Raw genomic sequence first — 16,744 nt, 5'->3', positions numbered from 1 at the left:
GGACGTGGGCGTGGCCATGAACACCGGTACCTCGGCCGCCAAGGAGGCCGGGAACATGGTCGACCTGGACTCCAACCCCACCAAGCTCATCGAGATCGTCGAGATCGGCAAGCAGCTGCTGATCACCCGTGGCGCGCTCACCACGTTCTCCATCGCCAACGACGTCGCCAAGTACTTCGCGATCATCCCCGCGATGTTCGCCGCGGTCCACCCCGGCCTCGACAAGCTCAACATCATGCGCCTGCACAGCCCGACCTCGGCGATCACCTCGGCGATCGTCTTCAACGCGCTGATCATCGTGGCGCTGATCCCGCTCGCGCTGCGGGGTGTGCGCTATCGGCCGACGTCCGCCGCCTCGCTGCTCAGCCGCAACATCTGGGTCTACGGGCTGGGCGGGCTCGTCCTGCCGTTCCTCGGCATCAAGCTCATCGACCTGGCCGTGCAGTTCGTCCCCGGCCTCCGCTGACCGGCCCGTGAGAACCCGTGAGAAGAGGCGTCGTCCATGTTCCCGCACCTCCCGCCGATGCTGCGGCAGCACCTGTCGGCCCTCCGCATGCTCCTGGTGTTCACCGTCGTCACAGGCATCGTCTATCCGCTCGCCGTCACCGGCATCGGTCGGCTGGCCTTCGGGCACCAGGCCGACGGTTCTCTGATCGAAGACCACGGCAAACCCGTCGCCTCCCGCCTCCTTGGCCAGAACTTCGCCCTGCCGAAGAAGAACCCCGACGACATCTCGGAACCCCTTCGCCCCGATCCCCAGTGGTTCCAGCCCAGGCCCTCCGCCGCCGACGCGGGTAAGGGCGCGGGCCCCTACGACCCCACTTACTCGGGCGCCTCCAATCTGGGCCCGGACAACCCCCGGCTCGTCATGACGATCGCCGAACGGCGCGCCGCCGTGGCCGCCTTCGACGGTGTCGGCCCCGCGTCGGTCCCCACCGACGCGCTCACCGCCTCCGGCTCGGGACTCGACCCCGACATCTCCCCCGCCTACGCGTACGAACAGGTGGCCAGGGTCGCCAAGGCCCGCGGCCTGCCGGCCGAGCGGGTGCGAGCGCTTGTGGCCACTCATGTACGCGGTCGTGAACTGGGCTTCCTCGGACAGGAACGGGTCAGTGTGATCGAGCTCAACCACGCCCTCGCTCTCCTGCCCGCTTGAGCTCGCCTCGGATTGCCGTCATCGGGTCTCGTCATCCCCCGGAGCGGGTTGACGGGCCCCGGTGGTGGACCGGTCGACGGACCGGTCGGCAGCCCCCGAGCGCCGTGCGACCACCGGCAGGGCGAAGACGACCGCCCGCCGCCCGGTGCCCCGGTGGCCGCCGGCACCGGCCTCCCATGCGCCTCCCATGGCTTCGACGAGGTCGCGGGCCAGCAACAAGGACAGGCTTTCGGTCCGTTCGCCTGCCGTCCTTCCCGCCGGGGCGGTCACCGCATCCGCCTCGGCTCCGGCACCCTCCATGCGCATGATCAGCCGGCCGTCCGACACCTGGGCCGTGAGAACGGGCGACCGGTCGGGGCCGCCGCCTCGCAGGGCCTCCGTCACGACAGTGGTGAGGACGCGGGCGAGGACCGCGGCATCGGCGATGACGTCCGGCAGATCCTCCGGGAGCGCGACCGAGATCGTGCGGCCGCCGGGCCCGAGGTCGTCCAGCACGGTGGTGAGCACCTCGCCGACGTCGACCGGGCGCAGGTGCAGCTCCAGGGCGCCCGCCTGCAACCGGCCGAGATCGTCGAGCTCACCGGCGAGCCGCTCGGCGCGTCCGGCCGAGTGCCGTGCCTCCGCCAGCAGCCGCGCCCGTTCGCGTGCCGGCCGGTCGGCGGCCGGGTCCGCCAGCCGGGCGAGTGCCGCGCTGATCGCGGCCAGCGATGTCCGGAAGTCCCGGACGGCCACGGCGATCAGCATCGCGCGGCTTCGTTCCGCGGTCTCCCGCGTGCCGGTCCCGGCGGTCTGGAGCGCGATCCGGCCATGGGCGTGGGCGATGCCCAGCTGTGCGGCGCACGCCGCGAAGATGTCCTGGTCGTCCGCGCTCAGGCCGCGGCCGCGAGCGGCCAGGGTCAGGTGCTCGTCGATGGGGCTCTCCAGGTCGGCGTCGTACGGACGCTCGGGTGGTCGTTCACCGGCGCTGGCGACGACGAACCAGCGGGGTCGGGCCACCGGGTCGTCGGCTCGCTCGAGCAGGCTGACGGCGGTGAGGCCGAAGTTCTCGCGCAGTTGCTCGACAAGGGCGGGGAGATCGCGGCCGTGCATCATGGCCGTCGCCAGCCGACTGAGGGCGTGGGCCTCGGCGGTGACGCGCGTGGCCCGGTAGGTGCGCCGGCTGACGAGGCCGGCCGCCGATCCGACCAGCGCCGCGACGGCGACGAAGACCGTCAGGGCGAGGATGTCGTTGCCGCGTTCGATACCGAAGGTGTGTACGGGCGTGGTGAAGAAGTAGTCGGCGAGGAGCCCTGCGGCGAGCGCGGCGAGCAGGGCCGGGCCGAGGCCGCCGACGAGGGCGACCACGACGACCGCCAGCAGGTACAGCACCAGGTCGCTGGAGAGGTCGAGGCGGTCGCGCAGTGTGGTGAGGACGGCCGTCAGCGCGGGCAGGAGTACGGCCGCCCCGGCCACGGCCGGCCAGAACCGCTTGCGGCCGGTTCCCCGGCCGGGGCGTGGCAGCGTGAGACCGGTGACTCCGGCCGCTTCCTCGTGTGTGACGACGTGGACGTCGATGGGGCCGGAGTCGCGGATCGTCCGCCGTCCCACGTCACCCCGCAGCAGGGAGCCGAGGAGGCCCCGGCGGCCGGCACCGAGGACGACCTGGGTGATGTTCTCCGCGCGGGCGAAGTCGAGAAGCCCCTGCACGACGTCGTCGGCGGTGGTCTGGTGGTAGCTGCCGCCCAAGGACTCCACGAGCGCGCGCTGTTCGGCGAGAACCGTGGGATCGGCGTCGACGAGTGCGTCGCCCGGTGCGACGTGCAGGGCCAGCAGCTCGCTTCCGGGCGTCCTGGCGGTGATGCGGGCGGCACGACGGATGAGCGTCTCGCCCTCCCGGCCGCCGGTCAGCCCGACCAGGATGCGTTCCCGGGTCTCCCATGGTGCGACGATCCCGTGCTCGGTCCGGTAGCGCTGGAGGCCCTCCTCCACCCGGTCGGCGAGCCACAGGAGGGCGAGCTCGCGGAGGGCGGTGAGGTTGCCGATTCGGAAGTAGTGGGTGAGGGCCGCCTCGATGCGGTCGGGTGGGTAGATGTCGCCGTGTGTCATGCGACGGCGCACCGCTTCGGGTGGCAGGTCGACCAGCTCGATCTGGTCGGCCCGGCGCGCCACTTCGTCCGGGAGTCTTTCCCGCTGCCGTACGCCGGTGATCTGCGTGACGACGTCGTTGAGGGACTCGAGGTGCTGGACGTTGAGGGTGGTGACGACGTCGATGCCGGCGTCCAGGAGGTCCTCGACGTCCTGCCACCGCTTGGCGTTGCGGCTGCCGGGCACGTTGGTGTGGGCCAGCTCGTCCACCAGGGCGACCTGCGGATGACGGGCGAGGACGGCGTCGACGTCCATCTCGGTGAACTCCGCCCCGCGGTGGAGCACGGTCCGGCGCGGGACCGTCTCGATGCCCTCGGCCATGGCCGCGGTGGGCCGGCGTCCGTGCGGCTCGACGAACCCGATGACCACGTCGGCGCCCTGGGCGAGCAGTCGTCGGCCCTCCGCGAGCATGGCGTAGGTCTTGCCCACACCCGGGGCGGCCCCGAGGTAGATCCGCAGTTTCGCGTGCGCCGCCATCGACCGACTCCCGCCGACTCGTCCATGAGTCCCCGGCCGGACCGCGTGCCGGATCGCGTGCCCGACCGGCGGCCCTCCGGTTTCCATGGTGCGTCCCCGCCGTAGCGGCCGCCCGGCGCCTACCGTCGGGTGGCCGCCGCTGGAAGCCGGGTGGCGGCGGCCGGGGCTCCGAGGGCGTAGTGCACGTAGGTGTGGATCAGCCGGAAGCCGGACTTCGCGGCCAGGTGGCGGCTGGGGTGGTTGTCGCGGGAGCAGCTCCACGACGGGACGCGGCCCCGGGCGGTGATGTCGGCGCACAGGGCGCGGACGCAGGCGGAGGCCAGCCGCCGGCCGCGCTCGGCGGGCAGGGTGGCCACGGCGATGTCCTCGTAGCGGCTGCCGGCGAAGAGGGTGCAGGCGAGGGAGAGCAGTCGCCGGTCGCGGAAGGCTCCCCAGCCGTGGCCGGACGCGGCGAGCCCCGGCGGGCCGCCCCAGCTGGTGGCGGTCCAGGCGAGGTCCGGGCCGAGAGCCCGGACCTCGGGGGTGTCGGCGGGCGTGAGGGGGCGGACGACGACACCGGGGGCGGGCCGGACGGCGGGCACCGGGCCGTCGTACGCCCAGATCATGCGCTCCCAGGGCACGATCCGTACGAAGGCGCTGCCGAGTACGGGCAGAAAGCGGTCAGGCGTGACCACGTAGCAGTGGGCGAGATACGCGAGGTCCTCCAGGGCCGTCGCGCCGGGGTCGCCGGCGAGGACGGCGTACCCGGCGCAGGAGACGGCGGCGGCCCGTGGACGCAGGGGGTGGTCGGCCCACCAGGTGCCCAGTGCGGTGCGGGCGGCGTGCTCGGGAAGGGCGCCCACACCCGGGCGGCCGGCGGGGAACATCACCTGCCGGGCCCGAATCGCGGGCGCGGTGCGAAGGGCGTTGTGCTGCGGCATGACGGCTCCGGGGAACCCGGGGGGGGCGGGCGGTGGGGCACCGCCCGCCCCGGTGGTGACGGCCCGCGGTCAGCTGCAGGCCTTGCTGCCGTGGTTGGCGTTCTTCTTGCGGCGGGCTCGCTTCTTACGGGCGCGCTTGGACATCGGGGGTCGTTCCTTCCTTCGAAAAGTTCGTTGACGGGCTGCGGGGTGTTACAGAGATCAGGCCGTCTGGGCGACGAGTCCGTCGGCGAGCTTGCACAGCCGGCGCACCGTGCGGTCCTCCATGGCGACGGGGGCCGCCGGGGACAGGGCGGTGCGGTCGTAGTAGGCGCCGGGGGCGAGCTCGGTGGCCGGGTCGCACAGTCGTACGACGCGCTCGGCGCCCTGCAGGGCGGAGTCGCCCTCGTGCGCGTACAGCGGCAGCAGCGCGGTGTCGCACACCCCGGGGTGGACACTCACCGACGTCCAGGGCGCCTGCTCCCGGGTGAAGATCGTCAGCGCGAGCTGGGACTGCGCGTAGGCGGCGAGGCGGGAGTAGCGCTTGGCGCGCTGCGGGTCGCTCCAGGAGATGGAGGCGGTGCGGTGCATGGCCGACGACACGTTGACCACGCGGCTGCCGGGGCGGGCGCTGAGCGGGCCGGACAGCTCGTGGGTGAGGAGGTAGGCGGCCAGGAAGTTGACCTGGAAGGACAACTCGTTGCCGTCGGCGGTCACGGTGCGGCGTTCGGGCGCGGCGACGGCCGCGTTGTTGACCAGCACGTCGAGGACGGGGTGCTCCTCGGCGACGCGGGCCGCCATGGCCCGTACCTCGTCCAGCCGGGAGAAGTCCGCGACGACGAGGCGCAGCCGCAGGGTGTCGGCGCCGGCCGCGGTCAGGCGGGCGATGGCGTCGTCGCCGGATGCCTGGTCGGGGGCGTGCACGATGACCGTGTCCCCCCGGCCGGCGAGCAGCCGGGCGGTCTCCCAGCCGATGCCGGAGGTGGCACCGGTGACCAGAACGGTCCTGGGAGCGGGCGAGACAGCAGAAGACATGGGAATCCACTCCGGGAATTCGAACAATGCGGCGGCTGGATCCGCCTCGTGGCGGGCCGCCGTGCGAACAGAAGGTGCGAACAGGACGTGCGAACAGAAGGCGACGTCAGCGGTGACACGTGTGAACGTGCGCGCCGACGGGCCGGGTGGTGTGCGACGGGATCACGACGGTGCTACGGGATCACGACGGTGCGTCGGGCACTGTCGCGTTGCCGCGGCGTCGCGGTACCACGATGTCGCGGTGCCACGCGTCGCGGCGTCACGGTGTCGTGGCGTCGCGTGCGCGTTGTCGCGGAACGAGAGTGCGCTCAGCGCGCGGAAAGCGAACAGCGCGCGGTGCCGGGCAACGCCGTATGAGGCGGCCGGTCGTCATGGCGCAGGTGGCTGTTCACGGACACCATCCAAGGAGCCCGGCCGGCCCGGCGCAAGCGACACGTCGCATCCCTGACGCCGCCCTGACGCGCCGCCAGTGGGCCGCCATCCGGCAACCGCACGGGGCCTCAAGGGCGTTCGAACCACGTTAGGAAGCGGGCGGGCGCCTTCCTCACCCCACCTCCACTTGTTCTACTCATACACGAACAAGTGGAGGTAGTCTCATGCCGCAATCACCCGCCGCGCCCCTCAACGCCCGTCGCGTCCTCGTCGCGGTCGTACCACCCGTGCTGGTCGTCGGTGCCGTCCTGGTGACGTTCCTGTCCCTCCGGGACCGGCTCCCCGGCCGGATGGCCGTCCACATCGGGTCCGGAGGGCACGCCGACGGCTTCTCCGGGCAAGGGTCCTTCCTCGCCACCGCGTTGGGCGTACTGATCGGCGACGGCGTGCTCTTCGGCGCGCTCACCTACTGGATACGGACGACTCCCGGCGTCCAGCGCGTCATCGCCGTCATCGGCGGCACGGTCGCGGTACTGACCGGATGGCTGATCGTCGCCGTGCTGCTGGCCAACTCCGATGTTGCCGACGCCTCGTCCGTGACCCTGCCCGGCGCGCAGGCCGCGCTCGCCTTCGCGGCGGCGGCGGTCTACGCGGCGATCGGCTGGCTGATCTGCGGCAAGGCCAAGGAGAGCGAGACCGTCTCGGCCCCCTCCACCGGTGCCGAGCGCCTCCCGCTCGGCGACTCCGAGACCGCCGGCTGGACCCGCGTCGCGGGCTCCCGGGTGCTGCCCGTCACCGGGGTCCTGGTGGCGGCGGCCGGAATCGTCATCGGGTTCACCACCGGGTGGCTGCCGGCGCTGCCGCTACTGATCACCGGAGCACCCATGGCCCTGCTGACGGGCGCCCGCGTCACCGCCGACCGGCGCGGCATCACCGTCACACCCTCCCTCACCCCCTGGCCCCGCCTCAACGTGCCGCTCGAGCGCATCGCCGAAGCCGGTCATCGCACTGTCAACCCCGTGCGCGACTTCGGCGGCTGGGGTTACCGCGCCCGCCCCGGGGCCAGCGGCATCGTGCTGCGCTCGGGCGACGCCATCTCCGCCCGGCTGACGACCGGCAGCGAGTTCGTCGTCACCGTCGACGACGCCGCCACCGCGGCGGCACTGCTCAACACCCTCGCCGAACGCGAACGTGAACGCCGCACCGCCGCCGGAGGGTGACCGTGCTCTTCCGCGTCGACCCCTCTTCGTCCCTCCCGCTCGGTGAACAGATCGCCGCCTGCGTCCGCGGCGCCATCGCCGACGGCACCGTACGCTCCGGCGAGCGCCTGCCCTCCGCACGCGATCTCGCCGCGTCCCTCGGCGTCAACATGCACACCGTGCTCCGGGGTTACCAGCGGCTGCGCGAGGAGGGGCTGCTCGAACTGCGCCGCGGTCGCGGCGCCGTCGTCACCGAGGGACGGACCGCCGATCGGGCCCGGCTCGCGGCCCAGGCCCATCGGCTGGTCGCCGACGCCCGCACGCTCGGGATGACCGATGCCGACGTACTCGCCCTCATCAGCGCTTCCCTGGCCGCCGGAACCTGAACTTCCACCGCTGAGGCGGAAGTTCCCCGCTGTCAAGATCGCATAAGGAACCCTCTCCGACCGGTGACCTGACTCACCGGTAATGGAAACGTTCCGGCCGAAAGATCGCGAGTCCCGCGGCAGGTGTCCACTGTCCCTGCCGCGGGATCACCATGTCCGCAATCGAGGGGGAACCTCCATGAAGATCACCCGGTGCACCGCCGGCATCGTCGCCGGCCTGACCGCCACCGCCGTCTGCGTCACCGGTGCCACCGCCGCCGCGGCGCCGAGCTCCGCCGGCCACGCGCGGACCGTGCACGCCGCGCCCGCCAAGCCCGCCCCGAACGCCGCCGAGGACGGCAAGGCCGTCTTCAAGGGCCTGTTCTTCGGCCAGGGCGAGGTCGGCGCCGAGCTCGCCAAGAACCCGCTGTTCAGCGACATGCGCAAGGAACTCGCCAAGGGCGACGCCAAGGACTCCGCGCGCGTGGCGCAGGTCGTCACCGACGCCGTCGACGCCGCGTACCCCGGCTTCTTCGCGTCCTTCGGCAAGAAGGCCCGCAGCGGCGACCCGCGCAAGGTCGAGGCGGCCGTCAACGACGCCCAGGCCAAGCTGCTGTCGACGGTGAAGACGACCGATGGCAAGAACTCCGCCCAGCCGGCGCAGAACGGCCAGATGTGCGGCACCTTCGTCGCCGTCGCCGGCGCGGTCATCCACATCGCCGCCGCCGTGACGGCCGCTGCCGCCGCGGTGACCGTGACCGTCGCGGTCGGCGCCAACTTCGTCAAGGCCAAGAACTGGTTCTGGAGCGTGGCGCCCAAGGACGACACCACCGCCCTGGGCCACGACGAGGCCGTCGCCACCGTGACGAAGATCCTCAAGACCGCCTGACCCGGGCGCGTCCTCACCAGAGCACACCCCTGACCGTGGGCCGGGCCACGCCGGCCGCCCGGCCCACGCACCAGCACTGCACAGCACACCCACGACCGGGAAGACGACGTGATACCCGCCCAGCGCACCGCAGGAGAGCGGCCCGAACGGACACCAGGAGTCCGCGACTTCCTCAGCTTTCCTCGCTTCCCCCGCTCCCTCGGCTTTCGCCGCTTCCTCCGCTCGGCCGCAGTAGGCCCCGCGCCTCGCCGCGTCCAGGTGTCCCGCCGCTCGGTGCTGGCCGTCGTCCTCGCCTGGAGCGTGGCCGTCCTCTACGTGGCGCAGGTGCACGTGCCCAAGAACGTGCTCTCCCTGCCCGGCCAGAAACAGGTCCGCTCCACCGTCGCCAACGTCGCGCCACAGGGCTGGGCGTTCTTCACCAAGTCGCCCCGGGACGTGGAGGTCCTGCCCTACCGGCGGACCACGGACGGCGACTGGACCTCCCTGGCGCTGACGCCGCACTCCAGCCCCCGCAACGCCTTCGGTCTCGACCGCGCCTCGCGCTCGCAGGGCATCGAGATCTCCCTCCTGCTCAATCTGGCGGAGAAGCGGGAGTGGAAGGAGTGCGAGGAGAACGACCTCGCCGGCTGCCTGACGGACGCCCGGTCGTCCAGGAAGGTGAAGAACCCTTCACCCGAACCGACCGTCTGCGGGCGCGTCGCACTGGTTCAGGAGAAGCCCGTCCCGTGGGCCTGGCGCGACCTCGTCCACGGGCGCACGACCCCCGAGCGCTACCTCGCCATGGACGTCACATGCTGAACGACCCGTCACCCCGCCGCGCCCGCGGCATTCCCCTGCCCTGGGGCAATGCCTACGGCCACGCCCGTACCCTGCTCGCCCTCGGCACCGCCGGAACCCTCGCCTTCAGCAGCTCCGCCACCCTCTTCCGGCCCGTCGTCACCATCGGCGAGTACCCGCTGTGCCAGGGCATGACGGCGGGCGGCGCCTTCTGTCTCGTACCGCGCGGGCAGTTCGACCTGCTGCGCTGGCTGTGCGTCGCCGTCCTGCTGGTCGTCGCCTCGGGCTGGCGGCCCCGGCTCACCGCCCTCCCCCACGCCTACGTCAGCTTCAGCGTCTTCTCCGGCATCGCCATCGGTGACGGCGGCGACCAGATCACCTGGATCCTCTCCCTGCTCCTGGCACTCGTCGCCCTCGGCGACGGCCGTCGCTGGCACTGGCGGACGCGCCCCTCCGGTACGGAGGACGAGCCCGCGTCCCGCGCCACGCGCCTGTGGGCCCTGCTGGGCTTCAGCGCCTGGGCCGTCGCCCGCCTCCAGATGGCCCTGCTCTACTTCCAGGCGAGCGTGGCCAAGCTCCCGCACACCGAGTGGGCCGACGGCAGCGCCATGTACTACTGGGCCAACAACTCCTCCTTCGGCTTCCCCGAGTGGATACGGCCCCTCACCGACCACGTCGTCCACTCCCCCGTCGGCGTCGCCGCCCTCACCTGGCTCCCCGTCGCCCTCGAGCTCGCCCTCGCCGCCTCGCCGCTGATGTCCCAGCGCGCCCGCTGGGTGCTCCTGCCGCTCGGCATCGCCTTCCACCTCGGCATCGCGGTCCTGATGGGCCTGTGGAGCTTCGCCCTCGCCATGGGAGCCGGCCTCTTCCTCCTGCTCAGCCCCATCGGCCACAGCTTCCCCCTTCTCTCGCCCGACCGTTCACGAAAGAAGCAGACATCGTCATGCGCACCCGCGTCGTCCGGCGGCCCCTCACCCGCAACCCCGGAACCGGCCACACCGTCCTCGCCGGCCACATCGTCCTCGCCGTCCTCGCCCCGGCCACTTGTCCCGTAGCCCTTGCCCGGCCGTCCGCCACGGCGATCGGCACTCCGGCGGGCAAGCACGTCACCCCGTGACCGTTCCACGGGTCGCCTCGAGTGACCGGTGTGGCCGCTGACCCTCGCGGAGTGGGCCCGCCCCAAGCAGGCTCCTGGTAGCCGTAACGCGGCCGTGCCACTCGGGGCGCATGTCGTGCGCCGGGGTGTGACCGAATGCCTCGGTGGCACCCGTAAGCACCCTGATCCTGGATGTACCGGGGTGGATCCGGCATCTCGTCCGGGTAGCCAAGGGCCGGGCGGAAGCCGGAAAGGTGGTGCCGTCCGCGAGGTATCGCCAACACGCTGCGCTGTCTGCTCGACGGACAACCAGGCGCGCGCATTGTCGTCATCGATGACGGCAGCGACGACGGCACCTCCCGCATCGTGCGCGCCGTCGGGGGCGATGGCGTCACCCTGGTCCGCAGGGCGCTGCCCGCCGCGCGGCGGGGCAAGGGCGCCGCCCTGAACGCTGGGCTGCGCACGGTGCGCGAGCACACCGACAGGGACGGCCTGAACGCGAGTCGGGTCCTGGTCTGTGTGCTGGACGCCGATGGCCGGATGACGCCGGGCGCCGCGAACCGGGTGACGCGGCGATTCGCGGACCCGGCGGTGGGCGGGGCCCAGCTGGCGGTGCGTGTCCGCGGCAACGACCGCTGGATGCTGCGGTTGCAGGATCTGGAGTTCTGGGCCCTGAGCGCGCTCACCCAGTTCGGCCGGATGGCCACCGGCACCGTGAGCATGGGCGGCAACGGCCAGTTCAGCAGGCTCTCCGCCCTCGACAGCATCGGACCACGTCCTTGGACGGACTCCCTGACCGAGGACCTCGACCTGGGCATCAGCCTGGCGGCCCGGGGCTGGACGGTCACCTCCACCACCGCGGCCTTCGTCTCCCAGCAGGGACTGACCAGCCCACGCCGCCTGCTGCGTCAGCGCACCCGCTGGTACCACGGACACATGAGCGCCATCAGCCGCCTGCCGGAACTCTGGTCCCGGCCCGCCGTCGGCCTCTCGGGCCGCGTCGAACTCACCGGCTACCTGCTCGCCCCGTACCTCGTCACCCTGCCCGCCTCGATCGTCCAGCACTACGCGATCCTCCGCGCGTTGTGTTCGAACGGCACCGGGACGCCCCACCTTGTGCCCGGCGCGGCGTGGCTGAACGTCCTGGCCTGGCAGTGCCTGCCCTTCGCCGCCTACCTGGTTTCGGCGTTGCTCTACTGGCACCGCACCGACGACCTGCCGGCCTGGAAGGCGGTCTGCTGGTCTCCCGCCGTCGCGATGTGCATGTATCTCGGCTTCGCGGCCTGCTGGCGCGCCTTGTGGCAGATCATCACCCGGCGCGGGCACTGGGCCAAGACCGAACGCGCGGTGGAGGCGCCCGTCGCGAGCTAGTGCCCCATCAGGCAACGTTGCCCTGTCGACGACGTTGCGTGGCCGGCCGGGCCTGTTGCAGGGCGACCCGGGCGAGGTCGAGGCCGGACGGCTCCGGGGCACCGTCGCCGCTGCCGATCAGGCAACTTGGGGCACTGGCGGCTAGCGTGGAAACAGGAAAGATCTCCCGCATCCCGAAGATACTCGCCTGTGGCAACTGTTGAGCCGTCATTCGGGTTTGCGCATCCGTGCCGATCAGGGCCATGAGGAGATGGTGAAGATGGCACAAAAGTTTCCTGGAGAAGAAAGCGGAACCTCCACGCGCAATTCTGAGACCGCAGAGCCTGAAAAGATATCCCCCGGGCTGGCCGCCGAGCTGTCTGCTCGCCTGCCGTACAGCGAGCGCAAGCGCGAGTTCCACCCGGACGTTCCTGTCGTTCTCAATGGGGAATTCGTCGAGGATCTTGAGCGCATGAACGCAGAGGTGGAACGGCCCTTGTTCATGACGCGCCTGGTCTACGGTTCATCCTTGGCGCTGGGGGCCTTCACCAACCGCGAAGCGATGCTTGCGGAGGCGCGCCGCGTGCATGCCGGGGCCGAGGAAAGCTCGCTTGGGGCATCACTCGAGGCGATCTGTACGCAGCCACCCGATTCCCTGCCCACCCAGGTGTGTTTTTTCGAAGACATCAATGAGGGGGGCGACGTGAAGTGCGTGGATGCGGGGCTGGGATACCCGGACCTGGGCAAGGTGCACAGAGGTTTCCTGGGCACGCAGGATTGGAATTTCGTCATCTCCTCGCTCAGTCAATGCCGATTCGACGTCTCACTCTTCGATCTCCTCCAGTGGCATGGAGATGAGTTCTTCCAGCCCAAGGGATGCAATACTCCGGATCTCGGCCGCTTCCGCTGGAACGACCTGGCGGTTTCGATCGCAAACTGGGGGACATGATCCACCGGGAGTGACCATCACCGCCCGGCGGCACGATGAGGGGCCCGACAGGCCGTCGGCGTTCACGTCCCAGATGATCGAGCTGAAACCGGGGCGTCTCCGCCTGCCGCCACGATCGCGCGGCCTTTGGGCCCAGTGGTACGTCCCGGGGCCAACCGGTGGCCGAGCCGCCGGAAGATCTAGGGTGCCTTCGTGTTCCTTCTCCGCACCCGCGCCGCTTGCGCCGCCATGCTCCTGTCCACATTCTTTATCGCGGCCTGTTCCGCCACGGGAACGGACCAGGGCGACGACCCCCAGGAAACCACGCACCCCACAACCGCGGGCCCGGACGCCGATGCCCCGGCGAACGTGCGGCGACCGAGCCCGGACGCCGTCTTCGACTACCAACTCGGCGGCGCGTACCCGCCCGCCGGCAACGTGCGGGCCGTCTCCCGCGACCGCGAGGCCAAGCCCGTCGACGGGCTCTACAACATCTGCTACGTCAACGCCTTCCAGACGCAACCGGGCGAAGTCGTCGGCTGGTGGAAGAAGGAGCATCCGGACCTGCTCCTGAAGAACGACGACGGACGCCTGATCGTCGACAAGGACTGGGACGAGCCCCTTCTGGACATCTCCACCCCCGCCAAGCGCGAGGCCCTGATGAACATCGTCGGCCCATGGATCGACGGCTGCGCCGCGGCGCATTACGACGCGGTGGAGCCGGACAACCTCGACTCCTACGAGCGGTCCGACGGCAAGCTCACCTCCCAGCACGCGGTCGCCTTCGCGCAGCTCCTTGCCGTCCGTGCACACAAGCGGAACCTGGCCATCGCCCAGAAGAACACCACCGATCTGCTGCCCCAGCACGCCCGCATCGGTTTCGACTTCGCCGTCGTCGAAGAATGCGGCCGCTACAAGGAGTGCCCCGAATTCAGCCGTGCCTACGGCGCCCGGGTCTTCGACATCGAGTACGGGAAGAAGGACTTCACCGCTGCCTGCCGGGCGTGGGCGAAGGAGTTGTCCATCACCCTGCGTGACCGGGAGGTCAGCCCTGCCGGTAAGCGCGGCTACGTCTACGAGTCCTGCTGAGAACCCGCTCCTGCCGCGGAATCGCTGGGTGCGCCGCCTCCGGCCATGTATTGAGCCGTCCCATGCCCGAACGACCAGTCGGCCGAGGTGTTCTCGGCCAGGGTGATCAGTACGTTCCGGGGCTCGGTCCCCGCGTACTCGTGGGCGAGCTCGGCGACGCGCCGGTACAGCGCTTGCTTCTGCGCCGCCGTGCGTCCGGAGCGCAGCGTGATCGCGACGTACACGATTCCGTCGTCGCGGTCGGCGCCGAGGTAATGGCCGTAGCGCAGGACGCTGGTGGTGCCGTCGTGCCCGGTCAGGATCTGGAACAGGTCGTCCGGCGGAATGCCCAGCGTCTCCTGAAGGGCTTGGTGCACGGCGCGGCCGAGTGCGTCGAGGCGGGGGCGGTCGGTGCCTATCGCGTCGATGCGAACTAAGGGCATGTCGGCTGTCTCCTCCGGATCGGTGAGGGAACGTCGGATCGGCGGGGCGGCGACCCCATGGTGATCACTGCGCAGTGTACATACCAGTAGGTACAGACGCGTGCCCGCACCCACTTCGCCCGGGCAGCCCGTTGATCCCGACGGGCAGCCCGCTGATCCCACGCGCAGCCCACTGATCCCACGCGCAGCGGCTGACGACCGGCCAGGCCGACGTCATCCGGGCGGGACACGCACTGACACGGCCCGGCCCCCGCCGCGACACGATCGCGCCTGCCTCGCCGCGCTCCGTCCCTGCGGGATGCTGGAGGCCCGCCGCCGGAAGGCCCCGGCAGCCGGCCCGGCACCAGGAAGGCACGCACTGCCATGAACAGCGGCCCCACCGACCCGGAGACCACCGGCGCACGGGGCACGGCCCCCGGCGCCGGGCGGCTGTGCCTGGTCACCGGCGCGACCGGGTACATCGGCGGCCGCCTCGTGCCCGAACTCCTGGCCGCCGGATACCGCGTGCGCTGCCTGGCCCGCACGCCCGACAAGCTCCGCGACCACCCCTGGGCCGGCGAGGCCGAGATCGTGCAGGGGGACGTCACCGACCCCGGATCGGTCGCCGCCGCCTTGGAGGGGGTCGACGTCGCCTACTACCTCGTCCACGCCCTCGGCACCGGCCGCCACTTCGAGGCCACCGACCGGCGAGCCGCCCACATCTTCGCCGAGCGCGCCGAGGCCGCCGGGGTGAGCCGCCTGGTCTACCTCGGCGGCCTGCTCCCGGCCGGGGTGCCCGAGCGGGAACTCTCCCCCCACCTGCGCTCACGCGCGGAGGTCGGCCGCATCCTGCTGGCCGGCCGCGTGCCCACCGCCGTCCTGCGCGCCGCGGTCGTCATCGGCTCCGGCTCGGCCTCCTTCGAGATGCTGCGCTACCTGACCGAACGCCTGCCGGTCATGGTCACCCCCAGCTGGATCCGCACCCGCATCCAGCCGATCGCCGTCCGCGACGTGCTGCGCTACCTCGTGGGCGCCGCCGGGCTGCCGCCCGCCATCGACCGCGCCTTCGACATCGGTGGCCCCGACGTCGTCACCTACCGCGACATGATGCGCGCGTACGCGCGGGTGGCCGGCCTGCCCCGGCGCCTGATCCTCACACTGCCCGTACTCACCCCGCGGCTGTCCAGCTACTGGGTCGGCCTGGTCACCCCCGTCCCCGCCGGCATCGCCCGGCCCCTGACGGAATCCCTGCGCCACGAGGTGGTCTGCCACGACCACGACATCGGCCAGTACGTCCCCGATCCACCCGGCCACCCCTACGGGCTGGCCAAGGCGATCGAACTGGCCCTGCGCCGGGTCCAGCAGGCCCAGGTCACCACGCGCTGGTCGTCCGCCGCCGTACCCGGCGCGCCCAGCGATCCGCTGCCCACCGACCCGGGATGGGCGGGCGGCAGCCTCTACACGGACGAGCGGCACATTGCCGTCCCGGCCTCGCGCGCGGCGCTGTGGCAGGTCATCGAGGGCATCGGCGGCGTCAACGGCTGGTACTCCATGCCGCTCGCCTGGGCCGCGCGCGGCTGGCTGGACCGCTTCGCCGGCGGCGTCGGGCTCGGCCGCGGCCGCCGCGACGACCGCTACCTGCGGGTCGGCGACTCCCTCGACTTCTGGCGCGTCGAGGCCCTGGACCGCGGCAGCCTGCTGCGGCTGCGCGCCGAGATGCGCATGCCCGGTCTGGGCTGGCTGGAAATGTACGCCGAGGACGCCCCGGACGGTGCGGAAGGCGAACCCGGAGCCCGATCCCGGTACCGCCAGCGCGCCGTGTACCACCCCCACGGTCTGCTCGGCCACCTCTACTGGTGGGCCGTCAGCCCCTTCCACGCCGCCGTCTTCGGCGGCATGGCCCGCAACATCGCCCGCGCCGCCGCCCGGCAGCCCGATCCCGGCCCTGATTCCGCCCCCGATCCCGGCCCCGGCGTCGGCTCCCGTCCGCGGTGACCAGGACCGGGCGGCCGACGAGCCCTGGCCGGCCCGCGCACCCTCGCGCTCGTCGCTCCCCCGGGTCCAGCTACAGGTCGTAGACCGTGACGGCCAGGCCCCGGCCGACGAGCCGGGCCCGGATCAGCGGTTCGATCCGCTCCCAGCGTCCCCCGGCCAAACCGGCACCGATGCGCGGCATATGGACGGACGCGCCCAGCCGCAGCGCGGCGTCGGCGAGGCGGTGCAGCGCCTGGTCGATCGCCTCGTACCGGACGGGCACATGGTCCGAGCCACGCGTCACGAACCCCCGCCCCCAGCCGCCCGCGTCGTTGACGACATGACAGATCACTTTGGGACCATCGCCCTGCGGACAGGTGGCATCCCCACGCACGTACTCGATCGCGCCCCTCATGCCCGCCACCCTAAGCACGAGCACTGACAACGCCCCGCGGACGCCCGGCCCGCTACGAGGCTACGAGGCACCCGAACAGCCGGCCGACGATGCGCAGGCCGCCTTCCTCGCCCGTCATGTGCCGGCCTGACGGGGCGGAGGACGGTCGCTGCGCCCGACCGAGCCGAATGGCATGTACGGGACGATCGACAATGAGAT

The 16,744-nt window shown here is 71.7% G+C and carries 17 protein-coding genes and 1 pseudogene; 11 read left to right on the top strand and 7 right to left on the bottom strand.

Going from position 1 to position 16,744, the window contains the following annotated elements; all coding sequences use genetic code 11:
- A pseudogene (locus ACX9I7_RS27345) lies at positions 1-466 on the top strand (potassium-transporting ATPase subunit B); the annotation flags it as partial.
- Positions 467-502: 36 nt separating this feature from the next.
- Positions 503-1,156, top strand: a complete 654-nt coding sequence (kdpC, locus tag ACX9I7_RS27340; RefSeq protein ID WP_459388834.1) for a potassium-transporting ATPase subunit KdpC — start codon at positions 503-505, stop codon at positions 1,154-1,156.
- An 18-nt stretch (positions 1,157-1,174) separates the two neighbouring features.
- Here the strand turns inward: kdpC and ACX9I7_RS27335 are convergent, their stop codons facing one another.
- From ACX9I7_RS27335 to ACX9I7_RS27320, 4 genes are all read right to left on the bottom strand, one after another.
- Positions 1,175-3,757, bottom strand: a complete 2,583-nt coding sequence (locus tag ACX9I7_RS27335) for a sensor histidine kinase (protein WP_459388833.1) — start codon at positions 3,755-3,757, stop codon at positions 1,175-1,177.
- A gap of 119 nt (positions 3,758-3,876) precedes the next feature.
- The gene (locus tag ACX9I7_RS27330) at positions 3,877-4,677 is read right to left on the bottom strand and encodes a GNAT family N-acetyltransferase (RefSeq protein WP_459388832.1); all 801 of its coding nucleotides are present in this window, start codon (positions 4,675-4,677) and stop codon (positions 3,877-3,879) included.
- Positions 4,678-4,746: 69 nt separating this feature from the next.
- On the bottom strand, positions 4,747-4,821 hold the full coding sequence (locus tag ACX9I7_RS27325) for a 50S ribosomal protein bL37 (protein ID WP_387571198.1): 75 nt from the start codon (positions 4,819-4,821) through the stop codon (positions 4,747-4,749).
- Positions 4,822-4,878: 57 nt separating this feature from the next.
- A complete protein-coding gene (locus tag ACX9I7_RS27320) occupies positions 4,879-5,691 on the bottom strand; it encodes an SDR family NAD(P)-dependent oxidoreductase (RefSeq protein ID WP_459388831.1) in 813 nt (270 codons plus the stop codon).
- 596 nt (positions 5,692-6,287) lie between these two features.
- Here ACX9I7_RS27320 and ACX9I7_RS27315 point away from each other — a divergent pair.
- The 6 genes from ACX9I7_RS27315 (at position 6,288) to ACX9I7_RS27290 (ending at position 11,760) form a co-directional block, all read left to right on the top strand.
- Positions 6,288-7,283 carry a hypothetical protein gene (locus ACX9I7_RS27315; RefSeq protein WP_459388830.1) on the top strand — a complete coding sequence of 332 codons (996 nt, stop codon included), beginning with the start codon at positions 6,288-6,290 and terminating at the stop codon, positions 7,281-7,283.
- Between the two features lie 2 nt (positions 7,284-7,285).
- The gene (locus ACX9I7_RS27310; RefSeq protein ID WP_387570565.1) at positions 7,286-7,648 is read left to right on the top strand and encodes a GntR family transcriptional regulator; all 363 of its coding nucleotides are present in this window, start codon (positions 7,286-7,288) and stop codon (positions 7,646-7,648) included.
- A 178-nt stretch (positions 7,649-7,826) separates the two neighbouring features.
- Complete coding sequence (locus tag ACX9I7_RS27305; protein WP_387570562.1) at positions 7,827-8,516, top strand: sporulation delaying protein family toxin; 690 nt, start codon at positions 7,827-7,829, stop codon at positions 8,514-8,516.
- A gap of 258 nt (positions 8,517-8,774) precedes the next feature.
- Positions 8,775-9,314: an SdpA family antimicrobial peptide system protein gene (locus ACX9I7_RS27300; RefSeq protein ID WP_459388829.1), complete on the top strand. Its 540-nt coding sequence runs from the start codon at positions 8,775-8,777 to the stop codon at positions 9,312-9,314.
- A complete protein-coding gene (locus tag ACX9I7_RS27295; protein WP_459388828.1) occupies positions 9,308-10,348 on the top strand; it encodes a sporulation-delaying protein SdpB family protein in 1,041 nt (346 codons plus the stop codon). Before ACX9I7_RS27300 ends, ACX9I7_RS27295 begins: the two co-directional genes overlap by 7 nt.
- 314 nt (positions 10,349-10,662) lie before the next feature.
- The gene (locus ACX9I7_RS27290; protein ID WP_459388836.1) at positions 10,663-11,760 is read left to right on the top strand and encodes a glycosyltransferase family 2 protein; all 1,098 of its coding nucleotides are present in this window, start codon (positions 10,663-10,665) and stop codon (positions 11,758-11,760) included.
- 7 nt (positions 11,761-11,767) lie between these two features.
- On the opposite strand, the gene ACX9I7_RS27285 is transcribed toward ACX9I7_RS27290, so the two are convergent.
- The gene (locus ACX9I7_RS27285; RefSeq protein WP_387570553.1) at positions 11,768-12,004 is read right to left on the bottom strand and encodes a hypothetical protein; all 237 of its coding nucleotides are present in this window, start codon (positions 12,002-12,004) and stop codon (positions 11,768-11,770) included.
- 6 nt (positions 12,005-12,010) lie between these two features.
- Here ACX9I7_RS27285 and ACX9I7_RS27280 point away from each other — a divergent pair, with 6 nt between their 5' ends.
- Both ACX9I7_RS27280 and ACX9I7_RS27275 read left to right on the top strand, forming a co-directional pair.
- Entirely contained in the window at positions 12,011-12,688 is a 678-nt protein-coding gene (locus ACX9I7_RS27280; protein WP_459388827.1) for a hypothetical protein, read from the top strand.
- A 192-nt stretch (positions 12,689-12,880) separates the two neighbouring features.
- A complete protein-coding gene (locus ACX9I7_RS27275) occupies positions 12,881-13,756 on the top strand; it encodes an endo alpha-1,4 polygalactosaminidase (RefSeq protein WP_459388826.1) in 876 nt (291 codons plus the stop codon).
- Here the strand turns inward: ACX9I7_RS27275 and ACX9I7_RS27270 are convergent.
- Positions 13,741-14,178: a tautomerase family protein gene (locus tag ACX9I7_RS27270; RefSeq protein ID WP_459388825.1), complete on the bottom strand. Its 438-nt coding sequence runs from the start codon at positions 14,176-14,178 to the stop codon at positions 13,741-13,743. The two genes, ACX9I7_RS27275 and ACX9I7_RS27270, sit on opposite strands and share 16 nt — an antisense overlap.
- 363 nt (positions 14,179-14,541) lie before the next feature.
- Between ACX9I7_RS27270 and ACX9I7_RS27265 the strand changes: the two genes are divergently transcribed.
- The gene (locus ACX9I7_RS27265; RefSeq protein WP_387570543.1) at positions 14,542-16,152 is read left to right on the top strand and encodes an SDR family oxidoreductase; all 1,611 of its coding nucleotides are present in this window, start codon (positions 14,542-14,544) and stop codon (positions 16,150-16,152) included.
- Positions 16,153-16,222: 70 nt separating this feature from the next.
- Here the strand turns inward: ACX9I7_RS27265 and ACX9I7_RS27260 are convergent, their stop codons facing one another.
- Entirely contained in the window at positions 16,223-16,546 is a 324-nt protein-coding gene (locus tag ACX9I7_RS27260; RefSeq protein WP_459388824.1) for a macro domain-containing protein, read from the bottom strand.
- Between the last annotated feature and the right edge of the window lie 198 nt (positions 16,547-16,744).

It is taken from the genome of Streptomyces sp. L500 (assembly GCF_054551825.1).
This window is presented reverse-complemented; position numbering and strand designations above follow the sequence as displayed.

What these genes read in the sequence shown, in the direction of transcription:
- ACX9I7_RS27295 (WP_459388828.1), top strand. Translation starts at nt 9,308, where the DNA reads ATGCTGAACGACCCGTCACCCCGCCGCGCCCGCGGCATTCCCCTGCCC.
- ACX9I7_RS27330 (WP_459388832.1), bottom strand. Translation starts at nt 4,677, where the DNA reads ATGCCGCAGCACAACGCCCTTCGCACCGCGCCCGCGATTCGGGCCCGG.
- ACX9I7_RS27285 (WP_387570553.1), bottom strand. Translation starts at nt 12,004, where the DNA reads ATGGCCCTGATCGGCACGGATGCGCAAACCCGAATGACGGCTCAACAG.
- kdpC (WP_459388834.1), top strand. Translation starts at nt 503, where the DNA reads ATGTTCCCGCACCTCCCGCCGATGCTGCGGCAGCACCTGTCGGCCCTC.
- ACX9I7_RS27335 (WP_459388833.1), bottom strand. Translation starts at nt 3,757, where the DNA reads ATGGCGGCGCACGCGAAACTGCGGATCTACCTCGGGGCCGCCCCGGGT.
- ACX9I7_RS27315 (WP_459388830.1), top strand. Translation starts at nt 6,288, where the DNA reads ATGCCGCAATCACCCGCCGCGCCCCTCAACGCCCGTCGCGTCCTCGTC.
- ACX9I7_RS27280 (WP_459388827.1), top strand. Translation starts at nt 12,011, where the DNA reads ATGGTGAAGATGGCACAAAAGTTTCCTGGAGAAGAAAGCGGAACCTCC.
- ACX9I7_RS27260 (WP_459388824.1), bottom strand. Translation starts at nt 16,546, where the DNA reads ATGAGGGGCGCGATCGAGTACGTGCGTGGGGATGCCACCTGTCCGCAG.
- ACX9I7_RS27320 (WP_459388831.1), bottom strand. Translation starts at nt 5,691, where the DNA reads ATGTCTTCTGCTGTCTCGCCCGCTCCCAGGACCGTTCTGGTCACCGGT.
- ACX9I7_RS27305 (WP_387570562.1), top strand. Translation starts at nt 7,827, where the DNA reads ATGAAGATCACCCGGTGCACCGCCGGCATCGTCGCCGGCCTGACCGCC.
- ACX9I7_RS27270 (WP_459388825.1), bottom strand. Translation starts at nt 14,178, where the DNA reads ATGCCCTTAGTTCGCATCGACGCGATAGGCACCGACCGCCCCCGCCTC.
- ACX9I7_RS27265 (WP_387570543.1), top strand. Translation starts at nt 14,542, where the DNA reads ATGAACAGCGGCCCCACCGACCCGGAGACCACCGGCGCACGGGGCACG.